At 63.9% G+C, this 21333-nt stretch carries 9 protein-coding genes, 2 tRNA genes and 2 rRNA genes (1 of these 13 cut by a window edge); 4 read left to right on the top strand and 9 right to left on the bottom strand.

The features are described 5' to 3' along the window. Positions 1-12: 12 nt before the first annotated feature. From gltB to ACZ1JS_RS15505, 5 genes are all read right to left on the bottom strand, one after another. Positions 13-4545 carry a glutamate synthase large subunit gene (gene gltB, locus ACZ1JS_RS15525; RefSeq protein WP_465166844.1) on the bottom strand — a complete coding sequence of 1511 codons (4533 nt, stop codon included), beginning with the start codon at positions 4543-4545 and terminating at the stop codon, positions 13-15. Beyond that, positions 4542-5126: a DUF2059 domain-containing protein gene (locus ACZ1JS_RS15520; RefSeq protein ID WP_465166843.1), complete on the bottom strand. Its 585-nt coding sequence runs from the start codon at positions 5124-5126 to the stop codon at positions 4542-4544. The genes gltB and ACZ1JS_RS15520 overlap by 4 nt, the downstream gene beginning before the upstream one ends. Continuing rightward, positions 5123-6568, bottom strand: a complete 1446-nt coding sequence (locus ACZ1JS_RS15515; protein ID WP_465166842.1) for an NAD(P)-dependent oxidoreductase — start codon at positions 6566-6568, stop codon at positions 5123-5125. Before ACZ1JS_RS15515 ends, ACZ1JS_RS15520 begins: the two co-directional genes overlap by 4 nt. 151 nt (positions 6569-6719) lie before the next feature. Continuing rightward, on the bottom strand, positions 6720-7565 hold the full coding sequence (locus ACZ1JS_RS15510) for an undecaprenyl-diphosphate phosphatase (RefSeq protein WP_465166841.1): 846 nt from the start codon (positions 7563-7565) through the stop codon (positions 6720-6722). Continuing rightward, positions 7562-8506 carry a complex I NDUFA9 subunit family protein gene (locus ACZ1JS_RS15505; protein ID WP_465166840.1) on the bottom strand — a complete coding sequence of 315 codons (945 nt, stop codon included), beginning with the start codon at positions 8504-8506 and terminating at the stop codon, positions 7562-7564. The genes ACZ1JS_RS15510 and ACZ1JS_RS15505 overlap by 4 nt, the downstream gene beginning before the upstream one ends. Positions 8507-8649: 143 nt before the next feature. On the opposite strand from ACZ1JS_RS15505, the gene ACZ1JS_RS15500 reads away from it, so the two are divergent. Further along, positions 8650-8736: transfer RNA gene (locus ACZ1JS_RS15500), tRNA-Leu, on the top strand. 644 nt (positions 8737-9380) lie between these two features. Next, a complete protein-coding gene (locus ACZ1JS_RS15495) occupies positions 9381-13028 on the top strand; it encodes a lamin tail domain-containing protein (RefSeq protein ID WP_465166839.1) in 3648 nt (1215 codons plus the stop codon). A 41-nt stretch (positions 13029-13069) separates the two neighbouring features. Here ACZ1JS_RS15495 and ACZ1JS_RS15490 read toward each other — a convergent pair whose 3' ends face one another. After that, on the bottom strand, positions 13070-14242 hold the full coding sequence (locus tag ACZ1JS_RS15490) for a TetR/AcrR family transcriptional regulator (RefSeq protein ID WP_465166838.1): 1173 nt from the start codon (positions 14240-14242) through the stop codon (positions 13070-13072). Positions 14243-14461: 219 nt separating this feature from the next. On the opposite strand from ACZ1JS_RS15490, the gene ACZ1JS_RS15485 reads away from it, so the two are divergent. Both ACZ1JS_RS15485 and ACZ1JS_RS15480 read left to right on the top strand, forming a co-directional pair. Beyond that, a complete protein-coding gene (locus ACZ1JS_RS15485; protein WP_465166837.1) occupies positions 14462-17116 on the top strand; it encodes a TonB-dependent receptor in 2655 nt (884 codons plus the stop codon). A 23-nt stretch (positions 17117-17139) separates the two neighbouring features. Further along, positions 17140-18003, top strand: a complete 864-nt coding sequence (locus ACZ1JS_RS15480) for a tyrosine-protein phosphatase (protein WP_465166836.1) — start codon at positions 17140-17142, stop codon at positions 18001-18003. A gap of 298 nt (positions 18004-18301) precedes the next feature. Here ACZ1JS_RS15480 and ACZ1JS_RS15475 read toward each other — a convergent pair. From ACZ1JS_RS15475 to ACZ1JS_RS15465, 3 genes are all read right to left on the bottom strand, one after another. Next, positions 18302-18378, bottom strand: a tRNA-Met gene (locus ACZ1JS_RS15475). A gap of 70 nt (positions 18379-18448) precedes the next feature. After that, positions 18449-18563, bottom strand: a 5S ribosomal RNA gene (rrf, locus tag ACZ1JS_RS15470). A 103-nt stretch (positions 18564-18666) separates the two neighbouring features. Beyond that, a 23S ribosomal RNA gene (locus ACZ1JS_RS15465) occupies positions 18667-21333 on the bottom strand; it runs 151 nt beyond the window's last position.

Genomic DNA, 21333 nt, shown 5'->3' with positions numbered 1-21333 from the left:
CGGCGCGTTGGTTCAGGCGGCGGCGACCGCCTGTCCCGGTTCGCCCGCCGCATCGTCGAGCAGCTGGTGCGGCAGCCGCGTCAGCATCTCCTTGGGCACCACCTGCCAGAACCGGCTCTTGCACCGGTCCCAATCCTCGAGGATCGCTCCCGACCAACGGCTGTCGGTCGCCCGGTGATGCTGTTCCACCAGGTCGCGCAGGGTCGCTTCCCAATGCGCCGAGCCGAGCCGGTGCAGCGTGATGCTTTCCGCATTATAGTGCCGCTCGAAACTGTCGTCATGGTCGTAGATGAACGCCATGCCGCCGGTCATGCCCGCACCGAAGTTCGTACCGGTCCGCCCCAGCACCACCGCGACACCGCCGGTCATATATTCGCAGCCATTGGCACCGCAGCCCTCGACCACCACCGTCGCGCCCGAATTGCGGACCGCGAAGCGCTCGCCCGCCTGTCCCGCCGCGAACAGCCGGCCAGAGGTCGCGCCGTACAGCACGGTATTGCCGACGATCGTGTTCTCATGGCTGCGCAGCGGTGACGACACCATCGGCCGCACCACGATCGTCCCGCCCGACAACCCCTTGCCGACATAGTCGTTGGCGTCGCCGAATACCTCCAGCTTGATGCCCTTGCACAGGAACGCACCGAGGCTCTGCCCCGCGCTCCCGCGCAATCGAACCGTCACATGGCCGTCGGCCAGCTTCGACATGCCGAAGGTCCGCGTGATCTCGCTCGACAGGCGGGTGCCGACCGCGCGGTGGGTGTTGCGCACCGAATAGGTAAGCTGCATCTTCTCACCGCGCGAGAACACCGCCGCCGCATCCTTGATCATCTGCGCATCGAGGCTGTCGGGCACGTCGTTGCGGAAGGTCGACAGGCTGAAGCGCCGCTGGCTCTCCTCCGCATCGACCTTGGCCAGGATCGGATTGAGGTCGAGATCGTCGAGATGCTCGGCCCCGCGGCTGACCTGCCGCAGGAACTCGGTCCGCCCGACCACTTCGTCAAGCGACCGCACGCCCAGCCGCGACAGGATCTCGCGAACCTCCTCGGCGATGAAGGTCATCAGGTTGATGACCTTTTCGGGCGTGCCGGTGAACTTGGCGCGCAGCCGCTCGTCCTGCACGCACACGCCGACCGGACAGGTGTTGCTATGGCACTGACGCACCATGATGCAGCCCATCGCCACCAGCGACAACGTGCCGATGCCGAACTCCTCCGCGCCCAGGATCGCGGCGGCGACGATGTCGCGCCCGGTCTTCAGGCCACCATCGGTGCGCAGCACCACCCGCCCGCGCAGGCCGTTGAGGGTCAGCGTCTGGTTGACCTCCGACAGCCCCATTTCCCACGGCGTACCGGCATATTTGATCGAGGTCTGCGGGGACGCACCGGTCCCGCCGACATGGCCCGACACGAGGATGACGTCGGCATGCGCCTTCGCCACGCCTGCCGCGACGGTGCCGATGCCCGCCGAGCTGACCAGCTTCACGCACACCCGCGCCTTGGGGTTGATCTGCTTCAGGTCGTAGATGAGCTGCGCCAGATCCTCGATCGAATAGATGTCGTGGTGCGGCGGCGGGCTGATCAGCGTCACCCCCGGCGTCGCATGGCGCAGCTTGGCGATGAACTCGGTCACCTTGAAGCCGGGCAGCTGCCCGCCCTCGCCGGGCTTGGCACCCTGTGCGACCTTGATCTCAATCTCGTCGCAGGCGTTCAGATATTCGGCGGTGACGCCGAAGCGGCCTGACGCCACCTGCTTGATGACCGAATTGCCGTTGTCGCCATTTTCATAGGGTTGATAGCGGATCGAATCCTCGCCGCCCTCGCCCGACACCGCCTTCGCACCGATCCGGTTCATCGCGATCGCCAGCGTCTCGTGCGCTTCCGGCGACAGCGCGCCCAGCGACATGCCCGGCGTCACGAAGCGCTTGCGGATCTCGGTGATCGCCTCGACCTGATCGATCGGCACGCCGGTATCGGGGAAGTTGAACTCCAGCACGTCGCGCAGATAGACCGGCGGCAGGTCACGCACCCCGCGCGAAAACTGCATATAGGTCGAATAGCTGTCGGTCGCGACGGCGGTCTGCAGCAGGTGCATCAACTGCGCCGAATAGGCATGCGCCTCGCCACCGCCGCGCTGGCGATAGAAGCCGCCGATCGGCAGCGTCGCCACCGCCGTATCGAACGCCGCCTCGTGCCGCTGCGTCGCGTTGACGTGCAGCGAATGATAGCCCTCGCCCGAAATCTTCGCCGGCATGCCGGGGAAGAAGTCGTTGACCAGCGCGCGGCTAAGGCCGACCGCCTCGAAATTATAGCCGCCGCGATAGCTGGAGATCACCGCGATCCCCATCTTCGACAGGATCTTGAGCAGCCCCTCGTCGATCGCGGTGCGATGGCGCTTCAGCGCCTCGTCCATGCTGATCTCGCCGAACAGCCCGCGCGCATGGCGGTCGGCGATGGCGGCTTCGGCCAGATAGGCGTTCACCGTCGTCGCGCCGACGCCGATCAGCACCGCATAATAATGGGTGTCGAGGCATTCCGACGACCGCACGTTGATCGACGCGTAGGAGCGCAGCCCCTTGCGGACCAGATGCGTGTGCACCGCCGCCGCCGCCAGCACGCCCGCGATCGGCACCTTGGTCGCATCCAGATGCTCGTCGGTCAGGAACAGCTCGCTGCGCCCCTCGCGCACCGCCTGTTCGGCCTGCGCGCGGATGCGGGCGATGGCGGCACGCAGCGCCTCCGGCCCCTCGCCCGCCGGGAAGGTGCAGTCGATCTCGGCGGCCTGGGCGCCGAAATGCGCCTTCAACCGCAGCCAGTCGGTGTTGGTCAGCACCGGGCTGTCGAGCACCAGCACCGCGCTGCCCCGGTCGGCGGCGTCGAGGATGTTGGCCAGATTGCCGAACCGCGTCTTGAGCGACATGACGTAGCGCTCGCGCAACGGGTCGATCGGCGGGTTGGTGACCTGCGAGAAATTCTGGCGGAAGAAATGGCTGATCAGCCGCGGCTTGTCCGAAATCACCGCCAGCGGCGTATCGTCGCCCATCGACCCGATCGCTTCCTTGGCCCCTTCGACCATCGGCGACAGGATCAGCTCCATATCCTCCAGCGTCTGGCCCGCGCACACCTGCCGCCGCGCCAGTTCGGCACGGTCGTAGCGCAGCGGTTCGGCGGTGGCGGCGGGCAGGTCGTCGATGGTCAGGAACTTGCCGGTCATCGCGGCATAGTCCGCCTCACCCGCGATCTTGTCCTTGATCGCGCGGTCCTTGTAGAGCTTGCCCTCGCCCAGATCGACGGCGAGCATCTCGCCCGGCCCCAGACGGCCCTTCTCGACCACCGTCGCTTCGGCGACCGGGACCATGCCCGCTTCCGACCCGACGATCAGCAGCCCGTCGCCGGTCAGCGTATAGCGCAAGGGACGCAGCGCGTTGCGATCGAGCCCTGCGACCGCCCAGCGGCCATCGGTCATCGCCAGCGCGGCGGGACCGTCCCACGGCTCCATCACGCTCGCGAGATAATCGTACATCGCGGTATGCGCCTCGGGCATGTCGGCAACACCCTGCCACGCCTCGGGCACCAGCATCAGCTTGGCGGTCGGCGCGTCGCGCCCCGACCGGCAGATCGTCTCGAACACCGCGTCCAGCGCCGCCGTGTCCGACGCGCCGGCCGGGATCACCGGTTTGATGTCCTCCGAGCGTTCGCCGAACGCGATGCTCGCCATCTTGATCTCGTGGCTGAGCATCCAGTTCTTGTTGCCGCGGATCGTGTTGACCTCGCCATTGTGCGCGAGGCAGCGGAACGGCTGCGCCAGCCACCATTGCGGGAAGGTGTTGGTCGAGTACCGCTGGTGAAAGATCGCGACGCGCGATTCGAAGCGTTCGTCGGTCAGGTCGGGATAGAAATCCGACAGGCTCTCCGCAAGGAACAGCCCCTTGTAGATGATCGAGCGGCACGACAGCGAACAGAAATAGAAGCCGGTGATCTGCGCGGCGATGATCCGCTTCTCGATACGCCTGCGGACCAGATACAGGTTCTTTTCGAACTCGGCCTCGTCCATTTCCTCGGGCGCCGGACCGGCGATCATGATCTGCTCGATCTCGGGCCGGGTCGCCTGCGCCTTCATGCCGATGACCGACACGTCGACCGGCACCTGCCGCCAGCCATAGATCGACCAGCCCGCCTCGATGATCTCCGATTCGACCAGCGTGCGGCAGGTTTCCTGCGCGCCCAGATCGGTGCGCGGCATGAACACCATGCCGACCGCGAGCCGCGCATGGAGCGGCTTGTGCCCCGATGCCGCGATCGCATCGTCGAAGAAACGATGCGGCAGGTCGACATGGATGCCGGCACCGTCGCCGGTCTTGCCATCGGCATCGACCGCACCGCGATGCCACACCGCGCGCAGTGCATCGATCGCCGACTGCACGACACGCCGCGACGGCTTGCCATCGGTCGCGGCGACCATGCCGACACCGCAGGCGTCGCCCTCATATTCGGGGCGATACATGCCTTCGGTGGCGAGGCGGAGGCGTTCGGAGGTCATGTCGGTCATTGCTTTGCCTCCTTGGCTGGCGCGAGCGCCATCAGTTCCTGAACAAATTCTTTGGCGTCAGCGCCAATCGTCGCGATACTGGCACTCTGAACCCTTGCCTGCCACGCCGCGACATCCGGGTCGGACATGATTGTCATCGACTGAGCGATGTAAACGCGTCCGGTCGGCGTTTCGAAGAAGCTCTGCATTTCCTTGAGTTGCGCTTCCGTGAAACGACGGGCGTAGGCATTCGCCATGGCGTCGACCATGCCAGGCAGGTTGTCCTTCATCGTCGCCGCGGTCTTGTTCTGCTGCCGCTGCATGAAGCGTTCGAACACCGGCCGAGCGCGCGGCTCCTTCTCGATCATCCGCGCGATGTCGGGCTGCTGCATCAAACTACCAAGCATCGCTTTATTCATGCTGCCGACCATCGCCGTCATCATCTGCTCGCGTTGCGCCGCAGGAAACACCGTTTCCACAACCCGCCTGGCCGCTGCCAGCCGTGCAGGTTCGATGGCCATCGCGGCAGCAGGCGCTGCCGGGACTTGCCCGGACGCGATCGCCGGCATCATCAACACCGCAGCTAGGAAAAGCGCTCTCACGCCGCCACCTTCGCCGCCTTGGCCTTCGCCTTCAGATACGCGTGCATCCGCTCGGTAACGTCACGCCCGTCCCGGATCGCCCACACCACCAGCGACGCCCCACGCACGATGTCGCCCGCCGCAAACACGCCGTCGAGCGACGTCATCATCGACTTGCCATCGACGCGCACCGTGCCCCAGCGGGTCACGCCCAGCTCCGGCGCATCGAACAGCGTCGGCAGATCCTCGGCATCGAAGCCCAGCGCCTTCACCACCAGATCGGCGTCGAGGACGAATTCGTTGCCCGGATCGGTCTCCGGCGCGCGGCGACCCGAAGCGTCGGGCGCGCCCAACCGCATGCCGGTCGCACGCACCTGCACCACCTGTCCGTCGCGTTCGTCGAACGCAGCCGGGGCCGAGAGCCAGACGAACTCGACACCTTCTTCCTCGGCGTTGGCGACTTCGCGCTGCGACCCGGGCATGTTGGCGCGGTCGCGGCGATAAAGGCACTTGACCGACTTCGCCCCTTGGCGGATCGCGGTGCGGACACAGTCCATTGCGGTATCGCCGCCGCCGACCACGACGACATTCTTGCCCGCCGCATTCAGCGAACCGTCGTCATAGGCGGCCACGCTGTCGCCAAAGCCGATCTTGTTCGACGTGGTCAGATAGTCGAGCGCATCGACCACCCCGCCGCTGCCCACGCCCGGTGCCTTGATCGCGCGCGGCTTGTAGACGCCGGTCGCGATCAGGATCGCGTCGTGCTTCGCGCGCAATTCGTCGAGCTTCGCGTCGCGGCCGACCTCGAACCCTTCGTGAAAGACGATGCCGCCTTCCTTCAACCGCTCGACGCGGCGCATGACCACCGGCTTTTCGAGCTTGAAGCCGGGAATGCCATAGGTCAGCAGCCCGCCGGCGCGGTCGTAGCGGTCATAGACATGGACGTCATAGCCGAGGTTGCGCAGCCATTCCGCCGCCGCCAGCCCCGCCGGGCCTGCCCCGACGATGCCGACCGACTGGCCGCGCGCCGGGCCGACCGCGACCGGTTCGACCCAGCCATTCTCCCACGCGGTGTCGGTGATGAACTTTTCGACCGACCCGATCGTGACCGCGCCGTGCCCCGAAAATTCGATGACGCAATTGCCCTCGCACAACCGGTCCTGCGGACAGATGCGACCGCAAATCTCGGGCATGGTCGAGGTGCTGTTCGACAGTTGATACGCTTCCTGCAACCGCCCCTCGGCGGTCAGGCGCAGCCAGTCGGGAATATGGTTGTGCAGCGGGCAATGGACCGAACAATAAGGAACGCCGCATTGCGAGCAGCGCCCCGCCTGATCCTCGGCCGTCGGCGGCGCGTACCGCTCCGCGATTTCGCGGAAATCCTCCGCCCGCAATTCGGGTTCGCGCTTCGCAGGATAGGACTGCGGACGCGACACGAACTTCAACATTGCTTGCTCGGCCATAATGCCCTCCGACCTTACGGAAAGCATATTTTGACGTCCGAGTCACGCAACAAACTGTCTTTAGGTCAGCGCTATTGACCTTGTTGCCTTCAACTTAACGTGGCTTTTTCAAGAACCATTCTCAACAACAGCTTTTAGGTCCGTTCCGGCCCTATGCCAACGGCGCGATACGTCCTTGCGACAGAAGATAAATCAACGTGCCGCCCAGCAGGACGCGATAGATGACGAACGCCATATAGCCCCGGGTCGATACGAGCTTCAGGAATCCGACGATCGATGCATATCCCACGACGAACGAGATCGCGGTGGCCAGCAGCGTCGGCCCCGGTCCATAGGGCCCGAACTGTCCCCAGGTCTTGAGCAGTTGATACAGCCCCGACGCCAGCACGGCGGGAATCGCCAGCAGGAACGAATAGCGTGCCGCCGCCTCGCGGGTGAAACCCATGAACAGCCCGGCGGTGATCGTGCCGCCCGAACGCGATACGCCCGGCAGCAACGCCATCGCCTGCGCGAAGCCGAAGGCGATGCCGCTGCCCCAGCCGAGCCGGTCGATGCCCCAACGCCGCCGCCCGACCCGGTCGGCAATCCCGAGCAGGATGCCGAAGCCGATCAGACTGAACGCGGTGAACCACAAATTGCGCAACGACGTCTCGATCGCGTCCTTGAACAACAGCCCCAGCACGACGATCGGCAGCGTGCCGATGATGACCAGCCAGCCGAGCCGCGCATTATCGCGCGCCGCCTGGTCCTTTGCCCCGAAGAACTGCCCCAGCCACGCCGTCGCGATCCGCCAGATATCCTTGCGGAAATAGAGCAGCACCGCCGCTTCGGTTCCGATCTGAATGATCGCGGTGAACGCGGCCCCGGGATCGGTGTGCGACGGCAGGAATGCCCCGGCGATGCGCAGATGCGCGCTGGACGACACCGGCAGGAACTCGGTCAGCCCCTGGATGATGCCGAGGATCGCGGCTTCGAGCCACGCCGTTGCAGGGTTCACGCGCGGGCGACCTTGTTGAAGCGCCCGTTCTTGCGATAGACGACCAGCCAGTCGGGTGCGACCGTCGCCAACGGCACCGGCCGGACGCCAAACGCCTCGATCCCGGCCTCGCCGTCACCGACGACATTGTCGCGCGACAGCATCGCCCATTGGTCCTTGCTGATCGGCGTGAACGGCATCGCGGCGATCGCCCCGCCCAGATCATCGGGAATTTCGAGGAAGCGGACGTCGCGACCGATTGCGCCCGCGATCCAGCGGTTGAGTTCACCCATCGAGATCACGTCCGGACCGCCGATCGCATAGCGCTGCCCGCCGAACCGCTCCGGCTCGGCCAGCGCCTTGACGACGACCTGCGCGAGGTCGACGGCATAGATGGGCTGGAACTTGGTCGCCGCCGCCATGACCGGCACGATCGGCCGCCCGATCAGCGCCGGCGCACCGGCGATCATGCCGGCGAAGCGATTGACGAAGCCGTCCTCGCGACCGAACACGATCGAGGGGCGCAGGATCGTGGCATTGGGAAACGCCGCCCGCACCGCATCCTCGCCCGCAGCCTTGGACCGGCCATAGGCGGAGGGTGACGCCGGATCGGCACCGATCGCCGAAATCTGCACGAACGCCCCGACACCCGCCGCGGCAGCCGCCTTGGCGACGTTGCCCGCACCGGTGACGTGCACCTTGTCGAAATCGCCTTCGAGAATGCCGACGAGGTTCACGACCGCGTCCGATCCCGCCACCGCCCGCGCGAGCGTATCGGGGCGCGACAGGTCGGCCGCGACGAACTGCGTCTGGCCGAGGCCGCCTTGGGTGCGCAGGTACAGCGCCTGGCGCGGATCGCGCTGCGCGATGCGAACGCGTGCGCCCGCCTTCAACAATTCCTGTGCGACATAGCGGCCGACGAAACCGCCACCGCCGAACAGCGTCACCAACTGGTTCTTCATCGTGCCCGCCTTTGCTTGGCCCACATGCCTCTATGCCAGCCCCATGCCGCTCCCGCAGCAAAACGGCAAGGACAACGTAGAAATCGCAAAACAAGTTGTTGACACCCCGTCGCACCCCCCGTAGAGGCGCCCTCCTACCCCGTGCCCAGATGGCGGAATTGGTAGACGCACCAGCTTCAGGTGCTGGCGATCGCAAGGTCGTGGAGGTTCGAGTCCTCTTCTGGGCACCATTTTCCGGTCAAAGATGCGCATCATGCCATCTTTGACGGAAAGTCCGACAGACACGTTATTTTGCAGGCTCGACACAGCGTCCGAAATGGCGATCTTGTGATCCGACATGCTTACGTCCGTGACAAACGTCGCAAGATAAAGCGAACGAAGCACGCCGCTCAATCAGCCGATCCGTTGCTGGTCGACCCTGTGCTTATCCTTCGCCCGTTGCGCTTCCAGCACATCGATCCGGCTCGATACCGGCGCCAGCGCGGCCCGAAGGGCGCGATGCGTTCGATAAACGCCGTCATCATCCCGTCTGCGATCGAAGTAAGCTGGCTACCGATCGCGATGCCGGGCCGTGTCCGCTTCGATCGGCGAGGAACGCGGTCAATGTGCTGAGCGAGGATGCCGAGGTTAACAGCATCGCGCGAAATGCGATACGCACAACCCTGCTCGGCCCTTTCGGATACATCGTCAACTCTTTGCTAAAACACGACAATACTTCCTTCGAGAAGGTCGTGATGGCGGTCCGACGACACCAACCATCATTAAGCATATGTCATGCAGGCGTCACGACACGGTAATTCCAATGCCACGCAACCCGGGCAGTCGACCGTTTCAGCGCGGCGACGGGCCGCTACCGGATACGCAGGGGTGGGCAATGGATCTTTCGAACTATGTACGGGTCGGTCGTTACGACCTGCCGGAACCTACCCGCACCAAGGCCCCGACCGGTAACGTCCTGGGCCAGGAAGCGTCGGGCGTCGCCTATAACTGGGATACCGACACGCTGTTCATCATCGGCGACGGCGGCCGGTCGATCACCGAGGTCGACAAGACCGGCAAGCTGGTCAGCACCATGACGCTGGGCGCGGGCAACAGTCCGCAAGGCACCGCCTTCTTCGATCCCGAAGGCATCACCTATGTCGGCAACGGCCAGTTCGTGTTCACCGAGGAACGCGATCGCAATGCCGTGCTCATCACCTACGAAGCAGGCGCCACGAAGACGCGCGCCGACGCGCAGATCGTCAACCTCGGCACCTTCGTCAACAATATCGGGTTGGAAGGGTTGAGCTACGACCCGCTGACCAAGGGCTTCATCTTCGTCAAGGAAGCGGGTCCGATCGGCGTGTTCCAGACGACGCTGGATTTCGCCAACAACATCGCCAGCAACGGATCGGCGACCACCGAGAATTCGACGAACCTGTTCGACCCGGCGCTGCTCGGCCTGTCCGACGTCGCCGACGTGTTCGCGCTGTCGAACCTTCCGTCGCTCTCCGGCACCAGCGAAGCCGACAATCTCCTCATCATCAGCCAGGAGGAGGGAAAGATCGTCAAGGTCGATCGCGCCGGCAACATCCTGAGCGAACTGGTCATCAAGACCGATGCCGGCAATCCGCTGGGCGTCGCCGACCAGCAGCATGAAGGGATCACCGTCGACCGCAACGGCTTCATCTACGTCGTCAACGAAAATGGCGGCGGCGACGCCGACCATCCGCAACTCTGGGTCTATGCCCCTGCCGACTTCCCCAATGCCGCGCCGACGGCCGTCACGCTGGGCAACGCCCTGTCGGAGATCGAGGAGAATAGCGGCACCGCCCGCCGGGTGAAGGTCGCCGACGTGCTGGTCACCGACGACGGCATCGGCGTGAACCAGTTGACGGTCACCGGCGCCGACGCCGCCTTCTTCGAAGTCGATTCGACCGGCCTATATCTGAAGGCCGGTACCAAGCTCGATTACGAGACCAGGACCAGCTACGCCGTCACCGTCGCGGTCGACGATCCCAATGTCGGCGGCGCGGTCGATGCCAGTGTCGATTACGTGCTGAACGTCACCGACATTCCGAACGAAGTCGCGAAGCCGACGCTGTTCATCTCCGAAATCGCGCCATGGTCGAGCAGCAACAGCCCGGTGGCAGCCGACTGGTTCGAAGTCACCAACAATGGCGATGTCGCGATCGACATCACCGGATGGAAGATCGACGACAATTCGGCGCAGTTCAGCAACGCGCGGGCATTGACCGGTATCGACAGCATCGGCGCGGGCGAATCGGTGATCTTCTTCGAGACCGCCGATCTCGCCGCGACCAAGGCGGCGTTCATCGACGCATGGTTCGGGGGGAAGGCACCGGCGGGGCTCCAATTCGGGGCCTATACCGGGTCGGGCGTCGGCCTCAGCAGCAATGGCGATCAGGTCAATCTGTACGACACCGCGGGGGCGGTTCGCGCCAGCGTCAGCTTCGGCGCGTCGCCCGCCGCCAGCCCGTTCGCGACCTTCAACAACGCCGGCGCGATCAACAACGGCGAAGTCACCACCCTGAGCGAAGCCGGCCGGAACGGCGCGGTCGCGGTCGGCGACGGCGCGACCGCCGCGATCGGTTCGCCCGGCACGGTCGGCAAGCTGTTCGTGTCCGAAGTCGCCCCCTGGGCCAGCGGCGACAGCCCGGTCGGTGCCGACTGGTTCGAGGTCACCAACTCGACCGGTCTCGCCATCGACCTGACCGGGTGGAAGGTCGACGACAATTCGCAATCGCCGGTCGCCGCCGTCGCCCTGTCCGGCGTCGCGGAGATCGCGGCCGGGGAATCGGTCATCTTCGTCAATGGCGGCGCCGCCGAGGTTCAGGCGTTCGTCACCACCTGGTTCGGCGGCAGGCTGCCCGACGGGATCCAGATCGGCACCTATACGGGATCGGGGATCGGCCTCAGCACCGGTGGCGATCAGGTCAATCTCTACGATCCCGCCAATATGCTGCGCGCCAGCGTCAGCTTCGGCCAGTCGACCGCGCTGCCCTCGCTGGCGACGTTCGACAATGCCGCCGGCCTGACCGGCGCGATCACGCAGATCAGCACCATCGGCAGCAACGGCGCCTATCAGGTGACAACCGCGAACGGCACCGAGACGGGATCGCCGGGGTCGATCCGCACGATCGTCGACGACAGCAATGTCGCGCCGAGCGCCATCGCCCTCGCCAACGCGCTGGGCAGCATCGACGAGAACAGCAATACGCTGACCCGGATCAAGGTCGCCGATATCGCCATCACCGATGACGGACGCGGCACCAACGCACTCGGCCTGACCGGCTCGGACGCGGCCTTTTTCGAAGTCGATGCGAACGGCCTGTATCTGAAGGCCGGCACCAATCTCGATTACGAGAGCAAGACCAGCTACGCCGTCACCGTCACCGTCGACGACCCGACCGTGGGCGCGACGCCCGACGCCACCACCGATTATGTGCTGAACGTCCGCGACATCGCGAACGAAGGCAGCGGCCCGGCGATCCGCATCACCGAAGTCGCCCCCTGGGCCAGCGGCGACAGCCCGGTTCGCGCCGACTGGTTCGAACTGACCAACTTTTCCGATGCGGCGGTCGATATCGCCGGGTGGCGCGTCGACGACGATTCGAACAGCTTCGCCGCGTCGGTCGCACTGGGCGGCGTGACCAGCATCGCCGCCGGGCAATCGGTGATCTTCCTGCAGACCACCGACCTCGCCACGACCGCCAAGGCCTTTGTCGACACCTGGTTCGGTGGACAGGCACCGGCCGGGCTGACCTTCGGCAGCTATACCGGTTCGGGCATCGGGCTGAGCGGTAGCGGCGACGCGGTCGTCCTGTTCGACGCCGCCGGCGCCGTCGCGGCCAACGTCACCTTCGGCGCGTCGACCGGCGTCCCGGCGCTGGCGACCTTCGACAATGCCGCCGGGCTGAACAATGCCCGCCTGACCACGATCGCGACTGCCGGTGTCGACGGCGCCTTCACGGTACCGGGCAGCACCGGGAACAGCGAGACCGGATCGCCCGGCTATATCGCGCCGTCGCGGATCGTCGGCGGGACCGACAACGACGTGCTCGGCGGTACGGTCCTCGCCGACCTGATCGACGGTGGCGCGGGCAACGATATGCTGTCCGGCATGGCCGGCAACGACCGGCTGGTCGGTGGTGCCGGATCGGACACCATGCGCGGTGGTACCGGCGCCGACGCGTTCTTCTTCTCGATCGATGACATCGGCCTGTCGCGCGGCCGGGCGCAGACGCTCGATCGCATCCTCGATTTCTCTTCCGAGGATGTGCTGGTCACCGACGCAGCCTTGTTCGACAGCGACGGCAACGGCGTCGTCACCTTCGGTCGCAACAAGCTGCTCGACCTGACCGGCGGCGGCCAGGTCAGCATCATGGGCGCGACCGGCAAGCGTGTCGTCGCGCTCGAATATGACGGCATCTGGCATGACGAGGCGACCGGCATCGATCACTATGTCTACAGCCTGATCGGATCGGCCGCCGGGGTCGGGACGCTCGCCGGGATCGGCTGACCGGACACGGTGGATCGGCCGGCCGAGCGGCCGATCCACCGCTATCGACCGGGCAATCGGTCCAGTATCGCCGCGACCCCGTGATCGAGCGCCGGCGTCAGGGCACCGGTCATTCGCGCACGGGCCTGTCCCGAAAACAGCGCCGACAACAGGGCTGCGTCGGTCGTTGAGGGTGGCTGATCCGGCGGCAGGATCGCCCGCAAATGGCGGATCGACGTGCGCCCGCGCAGATAGCGTAGTTGCGCGGCAAAGGGCTGTAACGCCGGATCGCGCGACGCCGCGAGCATCAGTTCGAAAAAGGCCCGCAGGGCAAGGTCGTCGCCGGGGCGTTCGTTCTGGGTAACGATCAGGTCGACCGGCGCGCTTCCTTCGCCCAACGGCCGGACGATCTGGCGGTACAGCGCCTCGCACGCCGCGCGAAGCAGGTCGGCACTGCTGCGGAACCGGTTCGAAACCATGCCCAGCGTTTGTCCCGCTTCCTCGGCGACCGCGCGGTGGGTCAGGCCCGGAAGCCCGCGCTGGGCAACCGTGCGGGCGGCGGCAGCGGCGATATGTTCGGTCACCGGATCCCAGTCGGGCACGGCGGGCTGCCCGGCCAGCGCCTCGCGAATGGCCAGCGTCCGCCAGGGTGCCGGCATAGCGGCCCGACCTTCGGTCCATCCAGCCCAGACCGCACATAGTTCCGACAATGCCGATCGATCGATCAGCCGCCGCCAGCGCACCAGATGCAGCGACGTCTCTGCATCGAACAACAGTATGACCGACGCGGACAGGTCGCCGACCCCGAACCGGTCGCAAATCGGTTGCCAGAAATCGAACAGCAACTGCCATCCGGCCTGCGACGCGCCTTGCCATGCGGCATGGCGCATTGCCTGCGACTGCACCGCACGCCATGCATAGGCCAGCCCCCGCTGATCCTCGCACCACGCGTCGATCGTCGCGGCGATGAGGTGCGCAAGATCACCGGCATTGCCCGAGGCCCCGGCCAGTGATTGCGCCTTCGCCTCGAACCATTGCGCCGTCCGCGCCATTACCACGTCGGCGGCGTGCAGCAGCAACCCGTCCATGTCGCCGAAATGATGGTAGATGGACGAGACCGGTATCGCGGCGTCGCGCGCGACGCTGCGCGCGGAAATGGTGCTCGTCCCGACGCCTGCCCATGCCTGTATGACCGCGCCAATCAACCGGTCGCGCGTCGGTACCACCTCGTTCATCTGCTTCGCTTACCGCGCCGGACCGGCGATGTCTTCCAGATACATACGTTACAGTAAATTCTGTAGCGCACGAAGCACTGACCGCTAAACTGCTCAAAAGTCGCGATTAGCACAGTATCGTCCTTCGCACCTGTAACGGAACTGACGTGAATCTGACGATAAGCTGAAATACAATCGTTCTAACGGCACCCCCAACAGCCATTCCTAGGGGAAAATACTATGCGCCGTTTTCACCGGACCGCCGCGTCCGGCATCGCCCTTGCCGCCGGGCTCGCCTTGCCCGCCGCCGCACAGCAGACCATGGTTGCCGACACCCGCATCGCGGTCGATGGCTCCGAAACCGGTGCGGGCGATGATGGCGAGATCGTCGTCACCGGCTCGATCGTCGAGGCCCAGCGTTCGTCGGTTCTGCAGAAGCGCATGGCCGACAATCTGGTCGATATCGCCGCCGCCGATGCGGTCGGTCGCTTCCCCGACCAGAACAGCGCCGCCGCGCTCGCCCGCCTGCCTGCCGTCGCCGTGCAGCGCGATCAGGGGCAGGAACGCTATATCCAGGTCCGCGGCGCGCCCAATCGCTGGACGTCGGTCAGTATCGACAATGTGCCGGTGATCGGCGTCGACGAAGGCGGCACGACGCGCGCCTATCGCTTCGACGCGATCCCGGCGGTGCTGTTGAGCGGCCTGGCGATCAACAAGTCGCTGACCTCGAACCTGCAGGCCGAAGCGATCGTCGCCAATATCGACCTGCGCACCTATTCGCCGATGAGCGAGAAGGGACTGAATGTTCAGGGTGACCTTGGCTATGGCATCATGGCGCTGGGCGGCGGCGAACAGCGGCAGGCGTCGCTGCGCGCCAGCTGGTCGAACGACGTGTTCGGCATCGTGCTGGGCGGGTCGCATTATCGCCGGCACCAGGTCACCGACAATCGCGAAGTCGGGCTGTACGACGAACCCAGCAGCACCACCGATACCCAATTCGGCCCGACCGAGATCGACATCCGCAGCTATCGCCTGATCCGCGAGAATAACGGCCTGTTCGCCGGGCTGGAATATCAGCCGGTCGAGGGCCAGCGCCTCTGGGCAAAGGCGATCTACACCGACTTCAGTGACGACGAACAGCGTAACCAGTATGAATTGCGGCTCGACCGCGCAGCGGCGGGCACGCGCAACCTGGCTGGCGGCGATCTGGTACGGGTGCCGGTGCGCGGCACGTTCAACGACGGGCAATATCGCACCCGCAACTACATCAATACCATCGGCGGCGAGCTGGACGATGGCAACGGGTTCCGGGCGGCGGTCGCGCTGAACTATACCCGGACCGAGAATACGACATACCTGCCGCTGGTGCAGGCGAGCACGCCCGCTTCGGCCTCGCCATCGCTGACCTATGATTTCAGCGATCCGCGCTTTCCGATCGTGCAGCTTTACGCCACCAACGCCGGCACCGTGCCGAGCCGGGGGGCGGCGCTGTCGGGCTTCGATCAGCGGACGCTCGCCGCGCCGATCGCGATCATCGGGCGACAGGACAGTTTCACCGACAGCTATACCGCCAAGTTCGACGTGGCGCAGGATTTGGGCGACGTTACCCTGACGGCCGGCGGCCTCTATGCCGACCGTACGATCACCGGCTTCACCTTCGCGACGGCGAATATCATCAATCTTGCCAGCTTCCCTGCCGGCTCGGGGCTTGGGTTCGACGTCAACCGCTACGTCACCGACCGGCGCTGGGACACCGACTATCCGCTCGGCTTCACGTTGAACAATATCGATAACAGGGGGATGCGTCGCGACATCGACACTATTGTCGCGCGGCTACGGACGCTGGGGATCTACGACCCGGCGCGCGACGTGCCGGTCAGCAACCGTTATGCGCTCGGCGAAAAGCTGCTGGCCGGCTATGGCATGGCCAAGTGGAAGTTCGACGGCGGACAGGTCGTCGCCGGCCTGCGCGTCGAGCATTTCGATCTCGACAATCGCGGCACCGCGACGCTGGCGGGCGGGCGGTTGCAGCCGCTGTCGGTCGGGCAACGCTATACCGACCTGTTCCCCAGCCTGAACACCCGCTTCGACCTGACCGATCGCCTCCTGTTCCGCATTGCCGGGCAGCGCGGCATTGCCCGGCCGTCCTTCGGCGAAGTGCGGGTCGGGTCTTCGATCGACGACACCGCCTCGCCCGGGCAGATTAGCGGCGGCAACCCTACCCTCCGCCCCGAATATACCTGGGGGATCGACAGCAGCCTCGAATATTATCTGCCCGGCAGCGGCATCCTGTCGATCGCGGGCTTCCATCGCTGGGTCGACCATGTCCTGTACGGCAATACCCAGCGCGTCGGGAACGATGCGTTCGATGCGGGCGGGATCGACCGTTCGGGCTATCTGCTGTCGTCGACCTTCAACGGCCGCAGCGGCAAGCTGTACGGCGTCGAGCTGAACTATCAGCAACAATTCACCTTCCTGCCGGGTGCGCTTGCGGGCCTCGGCTTTCAGGGCAATCTGACGCTGATCGACGGCAGCTTCGACACGACGGAACGGTTGAACATCCGCTTCCCCGGCACCTCGAACCGCATCACCAACGCCTCCCTCTATTACGAAAAGTCCGGCCTGTCGGCACGGATCAGCTATCAGCATCGCACCCGCTGGCTCGACACGCTGGGCGGCCTGGGTCTGGGCGGGGGCAGCGACGAATATCGCGCCGGCTACGACAATGTCGACGTCGCGATCCGCTATGCGGTGACCGCGAATCTATCCGTTTACGCCGACGTCAACAATCTGACCGACGCGGTATACTGGGCCTACCAAGGCAACGAAGCCCGCCCAACCGAGGTCGAACAGATTGGTCGCCGCTACATGGGCGGCATCCGCTTCAATTTCTGACCCTATCATCGGAGAAGACCGATATGCGCCACATCCTCGCGCTGACGGCGTTGCTCGCCGTCGCCATTCCGCCCGCAACGCTTGCCGTTGCACATCAGGCGAAGCCCTTCGTCCAGCACCAGCGTGTGCTGCCGCTGGAAGGCGGACAGAATTTCCGCGATCTTGGCGGCTATCGCACCGACGATGGGCGGCAGGTGAAATGGGGGCTGCTCTATCGCTCGGGTGCCATGAACGGCCTCACCGACCGCGATTTCGCACAGCTTGAGGCGCGCGGTATCCGAACCGTCTGCGACTTCCGCTCGACCAGCGAACGCGTCGGCGCGCCGGTCCGCTGGCCCGGCAAGGTCAAACCCGCGGTCTTTGCCGAGGATTACAGTATGGACCGCGATTTCGCCGGGCTGATGCGCCCGAACCTGACCGGCGCGCAGGCGGCGGAAGCCATGACGGCCGCCTATGCGAAAATGCCGCTACGCTTCGCCAGTCAGTATCGCCGGATGTTCCGCGAACTGGTCGCCGGACGGGTACCGCTCGCCTTTAACTGTTCGGCCGGCAAGGATCGCACCGGCATAGCGGCGGCGCTGATCCTGACCACCCTCGGCGTGCCCTATGGGACGGTTGTCGAGGACTATCTGCTGTCGAACCGCTACTATGACCCCCGCAAGGGCGCGAGCGGTACCGCCGCCGACGACCAGACCTCGGCTTTCATACAGCACCTGCCGCCCGATGCGCTGAAAGCGCTAGTCGGTGTCGACAAGCGCTATCTCGATGCCGCCTTCGCAACGATGCGGGCGCAGCCCGGTGGGTTTGAGGGGTATCTACGCGTCCAGCTTGGTCTCGATGCAGCTGCCCTGAAGACGCTACGCAGTCGCTACCTGATCCGCATCTAAGCCGTTACAGGTCGGAGCGGGCGTCGCGAGCGCGTCCGCTGTGATCCTTCAACTCGTCATCCCACCGGGCCCGAGCGGAAGGTTTACTCGGGCCAGCCTGGCGCGCGGCATGACAACGGCGTGGGGGACGGCGGATCGGAAGGAGTGGCGTCTGCGATACCGACAGGCGTGGCTGCTACGGCGCGCATCGCTGCCCGGAGACCGATCCAGCCCCCTTCAGTATGGGGAGCAAACGCAGGGCGTGTGCTGCAAACGCACGAAAGCCCCGCAGCGCGGTGCTACGGGGCTTTGGCAATTTTGGTTGCGGGGACAGGATTTGAACCTGTGACCTTCAGGTTATGAGCCTGACGAGCTACCGGGCTGCTCCACCCCGCGACACATTTGGCGCTCGAGTGAGCGGAAGTGAGGAGGACAGTTGTGAATGGTGATGTGCACCGGCTTCAATGCCTGGCGACGACCTACTCTTCCACTGCTTAGGCAGTAGTACCATTGGCGCAGGCTGGTTTCACGGCCGAGTTCGGGATGGGATCGGGTGGTTCACAGACGCTATAGCCACCAGGCAATGAAGGCGGTGCACGTTTTTCAAATCGGTGTGTTTCAAGGTCTGAGGGTTTCAACCACCTTTGACGGCAGCCAGTGCTGACGTTGGGGGTGTGAACTCTCATAAGCGCGAATAGGACAATTAGTATCGGTTAGCTTCACGCATTACTGCGCTTCCACATCCGATCTATCGAGGTCGTGGTCTCCGACCGTCCTAAGAAATCTTATCTTGAGGGAGGCTTCCCGCTTAGATGCTTTCAGCGGTTATCCCGTCCATGCATAGCTACCCTGCTGCGCCGTTGGCACGACGACAGGTACACCAGAGGCATGTTCACCCCGGTCCTCTCGTACTAGGGGCAACTCCTCTCAAATTTCGACGCCCACGGCAGATAGGGACCAAACTGTCTCGCGACGTTCTGAACCCAGCTCACGTACCACTTTAATTGGCGAACAGCCAAACCCTTGGGACCTGCTCCAGCCCCAGGATGTGATGAGCCGACATCGAGGTGCCAAACAACCCCGTCGATATGAGCTCTTGGGGGTTATCAGCCTGTTATCCCCGGCGTACCTTTTATCCGTTGAGCGATGGCCCTTCCACGAGGGACCACCGGATCACTATGACCGACTTTCGTCTCTGCTCGACTTGTCAGTCTCGCAGTCAGGCTGGCTTATGCCATTGCACTCTAACAGACGGTTTCCAACCGTCCTGAGCCAACCTTCGCGCGCCTCCGTTACTCTTTAGGAGGCGACCGCCCCAGTCAAACTACCCGCCACAGAGGGTCCCTCGCCCAGTTTCATGGGCGCAGGTTAGACATCAGAAAACAACAGGGTGGTATTTCACCTATGGCTCCACACCGGCTGGCGCCAATGCTTCAAAGCCTCCCACCTATGCTACACAGTTCTTTCCTAATGCCACTCTGAAGCTGCAGTAAAGGTGCACGGGGTCTTTCCGTCTAACCGCGGGTACTCCGCATCTTCACGGAGAATTCAATTTCGCTGAGCATGTCCTGGAGACAGTGGGGAAGTCGTTACGCCATTCGTGCAGGTCGGAACTTACCCGACAAGGAATTTCGCTACCTTAGGACCGTTATAGTTACGGCCGCCGTTTACCTGGGCTTCATTTCAGAGCTTGCACCCCTCCACTTAACCTTCAGGCACCGGGCAGGCGTCAGGCCCTATACGTCGTCTTGAAGCCGACTTAGCAGAGCCCTGTGTTTTTGCTAAACAGTCGCTACCCCCTGGCCTGTGCCCCCAGCAAGAGCTTGCGCCTATGCTGGGCCTCCTTCTTCCGAAGGTACGGAGGCAATTTGCCGAGTTCCTTCAGGACACTTCTCTCAAGCGCCTTGGTATACTCTACCAGACCACCTGTGTCGGTTTCGGGTACGGTCTATACGGTGGGGCTATTTCCCGGGACAGCTTCGAAGCACGATCAATCCGATAAGATCGTACAACACACGCCATCCGTCACACACCACCAGGCCCACGAATATTAACGTGGTTCCCATCGACTACCCCCTTCGGGCTCGTCTTAGGGGCCGGCTCACCCTGCGCGGATTAGCCTTGCGCAGGAACCCTTGGTCTTTCGGCGAGAGGGCATCTCACCCTCTTTATCGCTACTCATGTCTGCATTCGCACTTCCGATACCTCCACGGTCCATTACCAGACCGCTTCACAGGCGTACGGAACGCTCCGCTACCGCGTACGCTAAGCGTACACCCTAAGCTTCGGTGCGTGTCTTGAGCCCCGTTACATCTTCGCCGCAGGAACCCTTGTTTAGACCAGTGAGCTGTTACGCTTTCTTTAAAGGATGGCTGCTTCTAAGCCAACCTCCTGGTTGTTTTGGGATTCCCACATGCTTTCCCACTTAGACACGACTTGGGGACCTTAGCTGTAGGTCAGGGCTGTTTCCCTTTTGACGACGGACCTTAGCACCCGCCGTCTGTCTCCCGGATATCACTCTTATGTATTCGGAGTTTGGTTAGTATTGGTAGATCTCGCGACCCCCGCAACCATCCAGTGCTCTACCCCATAAGGTGTCCATCCGAGGCACTACCTCAATAGTTTTCGCGGAGAACCAGCTATTTCCCGGCTTGATTGGCCTTTCACCCCTAAACACAACTCATCCGGTAACTTTTCAACGTTAATCGGTTCGGACCTCCAGTGGGTGTTACCCCACCTTCATCCTGGTCATGCCTAGATCGCCGGGTTTCGGGTCTAATCCATCAAACTATGTCGCCCTATTCAGACTCGCTTTCGCTGCGCCTACACCTAACGGCTTAAGCTTGCTTGATAGATTAAGTCACAGACCCATTATGCAAGAGGTACGCTGTCACCCCATAAAAGGGCTCCAACTGCTTGTAGGCAATCCGTTTCAGGTACTGTTTCACTCCCCTCATCGGGGTGCTTTTCACCTTTCCCTCACGGTACTAGTTCGCTATCGGTCATGTACGAGTATTTAGGCTTGGAGGGTGGTCCCCCCATGTTCAGACAGAATTACACGTGTTCCGCCCTACTCGAGTCCTGACACATCACTTTCGCATACGGGGCTGTCACCCGCTATGGCGCTCCTTTCCAGAAGCTTCTGCTAGTTGAATGTCAGGCACTGGCCTGGTCCGCGTTCGCTCGCCACTACTAACGGAATCTCGGTTGATGTCTTTTCCTCCGGGTACTGAGATGTTTCAGTTCGCCGGGTTCGCTTCTCGAAACCTATGTATTCAGTTAAGAGATACCTTGTCCACCTAACTCTAGCTGAGCCGCTCGGCGGCACGCTTTACGCGTGTCGTCGAATGG

The organism is Sphingomonas sp. BL-S-05 (assembly GCF_055521695.1).
The sequence above is the reverse complement of the archived record's forward strand: the minus strand, read 5'-3'. Positions and strand labels throughout refer to the sequence as shown.

Bases quoted from the DNA above. Each gene is read 5' to 3' on its own strand.
- gltB (WP_465166844.1), bottom strand. From the start codon at position 4,545: ATGACCGACATGACCTCCGAACGCCTCCGCCTCGCCACCGAAGGCATG.
- ACZ1JS_RS15515 (WP_465166842.1), bottom strand. From the start codon at position 6,568: ATGGCCGAGCAAGCAATGTTGAAGTTCGTGTCGCGTCCGCAGTCCTAT.
- ACZ1JS_RS15505 (WP_465166840.1), bottom strand. From the start codon at position 8,506: ATGAAGAACCAGTTGGTGACGCTGTTCGGCGGTGGCGGTTTCGTCGGC.
- ACZ1JS_RS15495 (WP_465166839.1), top strand. From the start codon at position 9,381: ATGGATCTTTCGAACTATGTACGGGTCGGTCGTTACGACCTGCCGGAA.
- ACZ1JS_RS15490 (WP_465166838.1), bottom strand. From the start codon at position 14,242: ATGAACGAGGTGGTACCGACGCGCGACCGGTTGATTGGCGCGGTCATA.
- ACZ1JS_RS15485 (WP_465166837.1), top strand. From the start codon at position 14,462: ATGCGCCGTTTTCACCGGACCGCCGCGTCCGGCATCGCCCTTGCCGCC.
- ACZ1JS_RS15480 (WP_465166836.1), top strand. From the start codon at position 17,140: ATGCGCCACATCCTCGCGCTGACGGCGTTGCTCGCCGTCGCCATTCCG.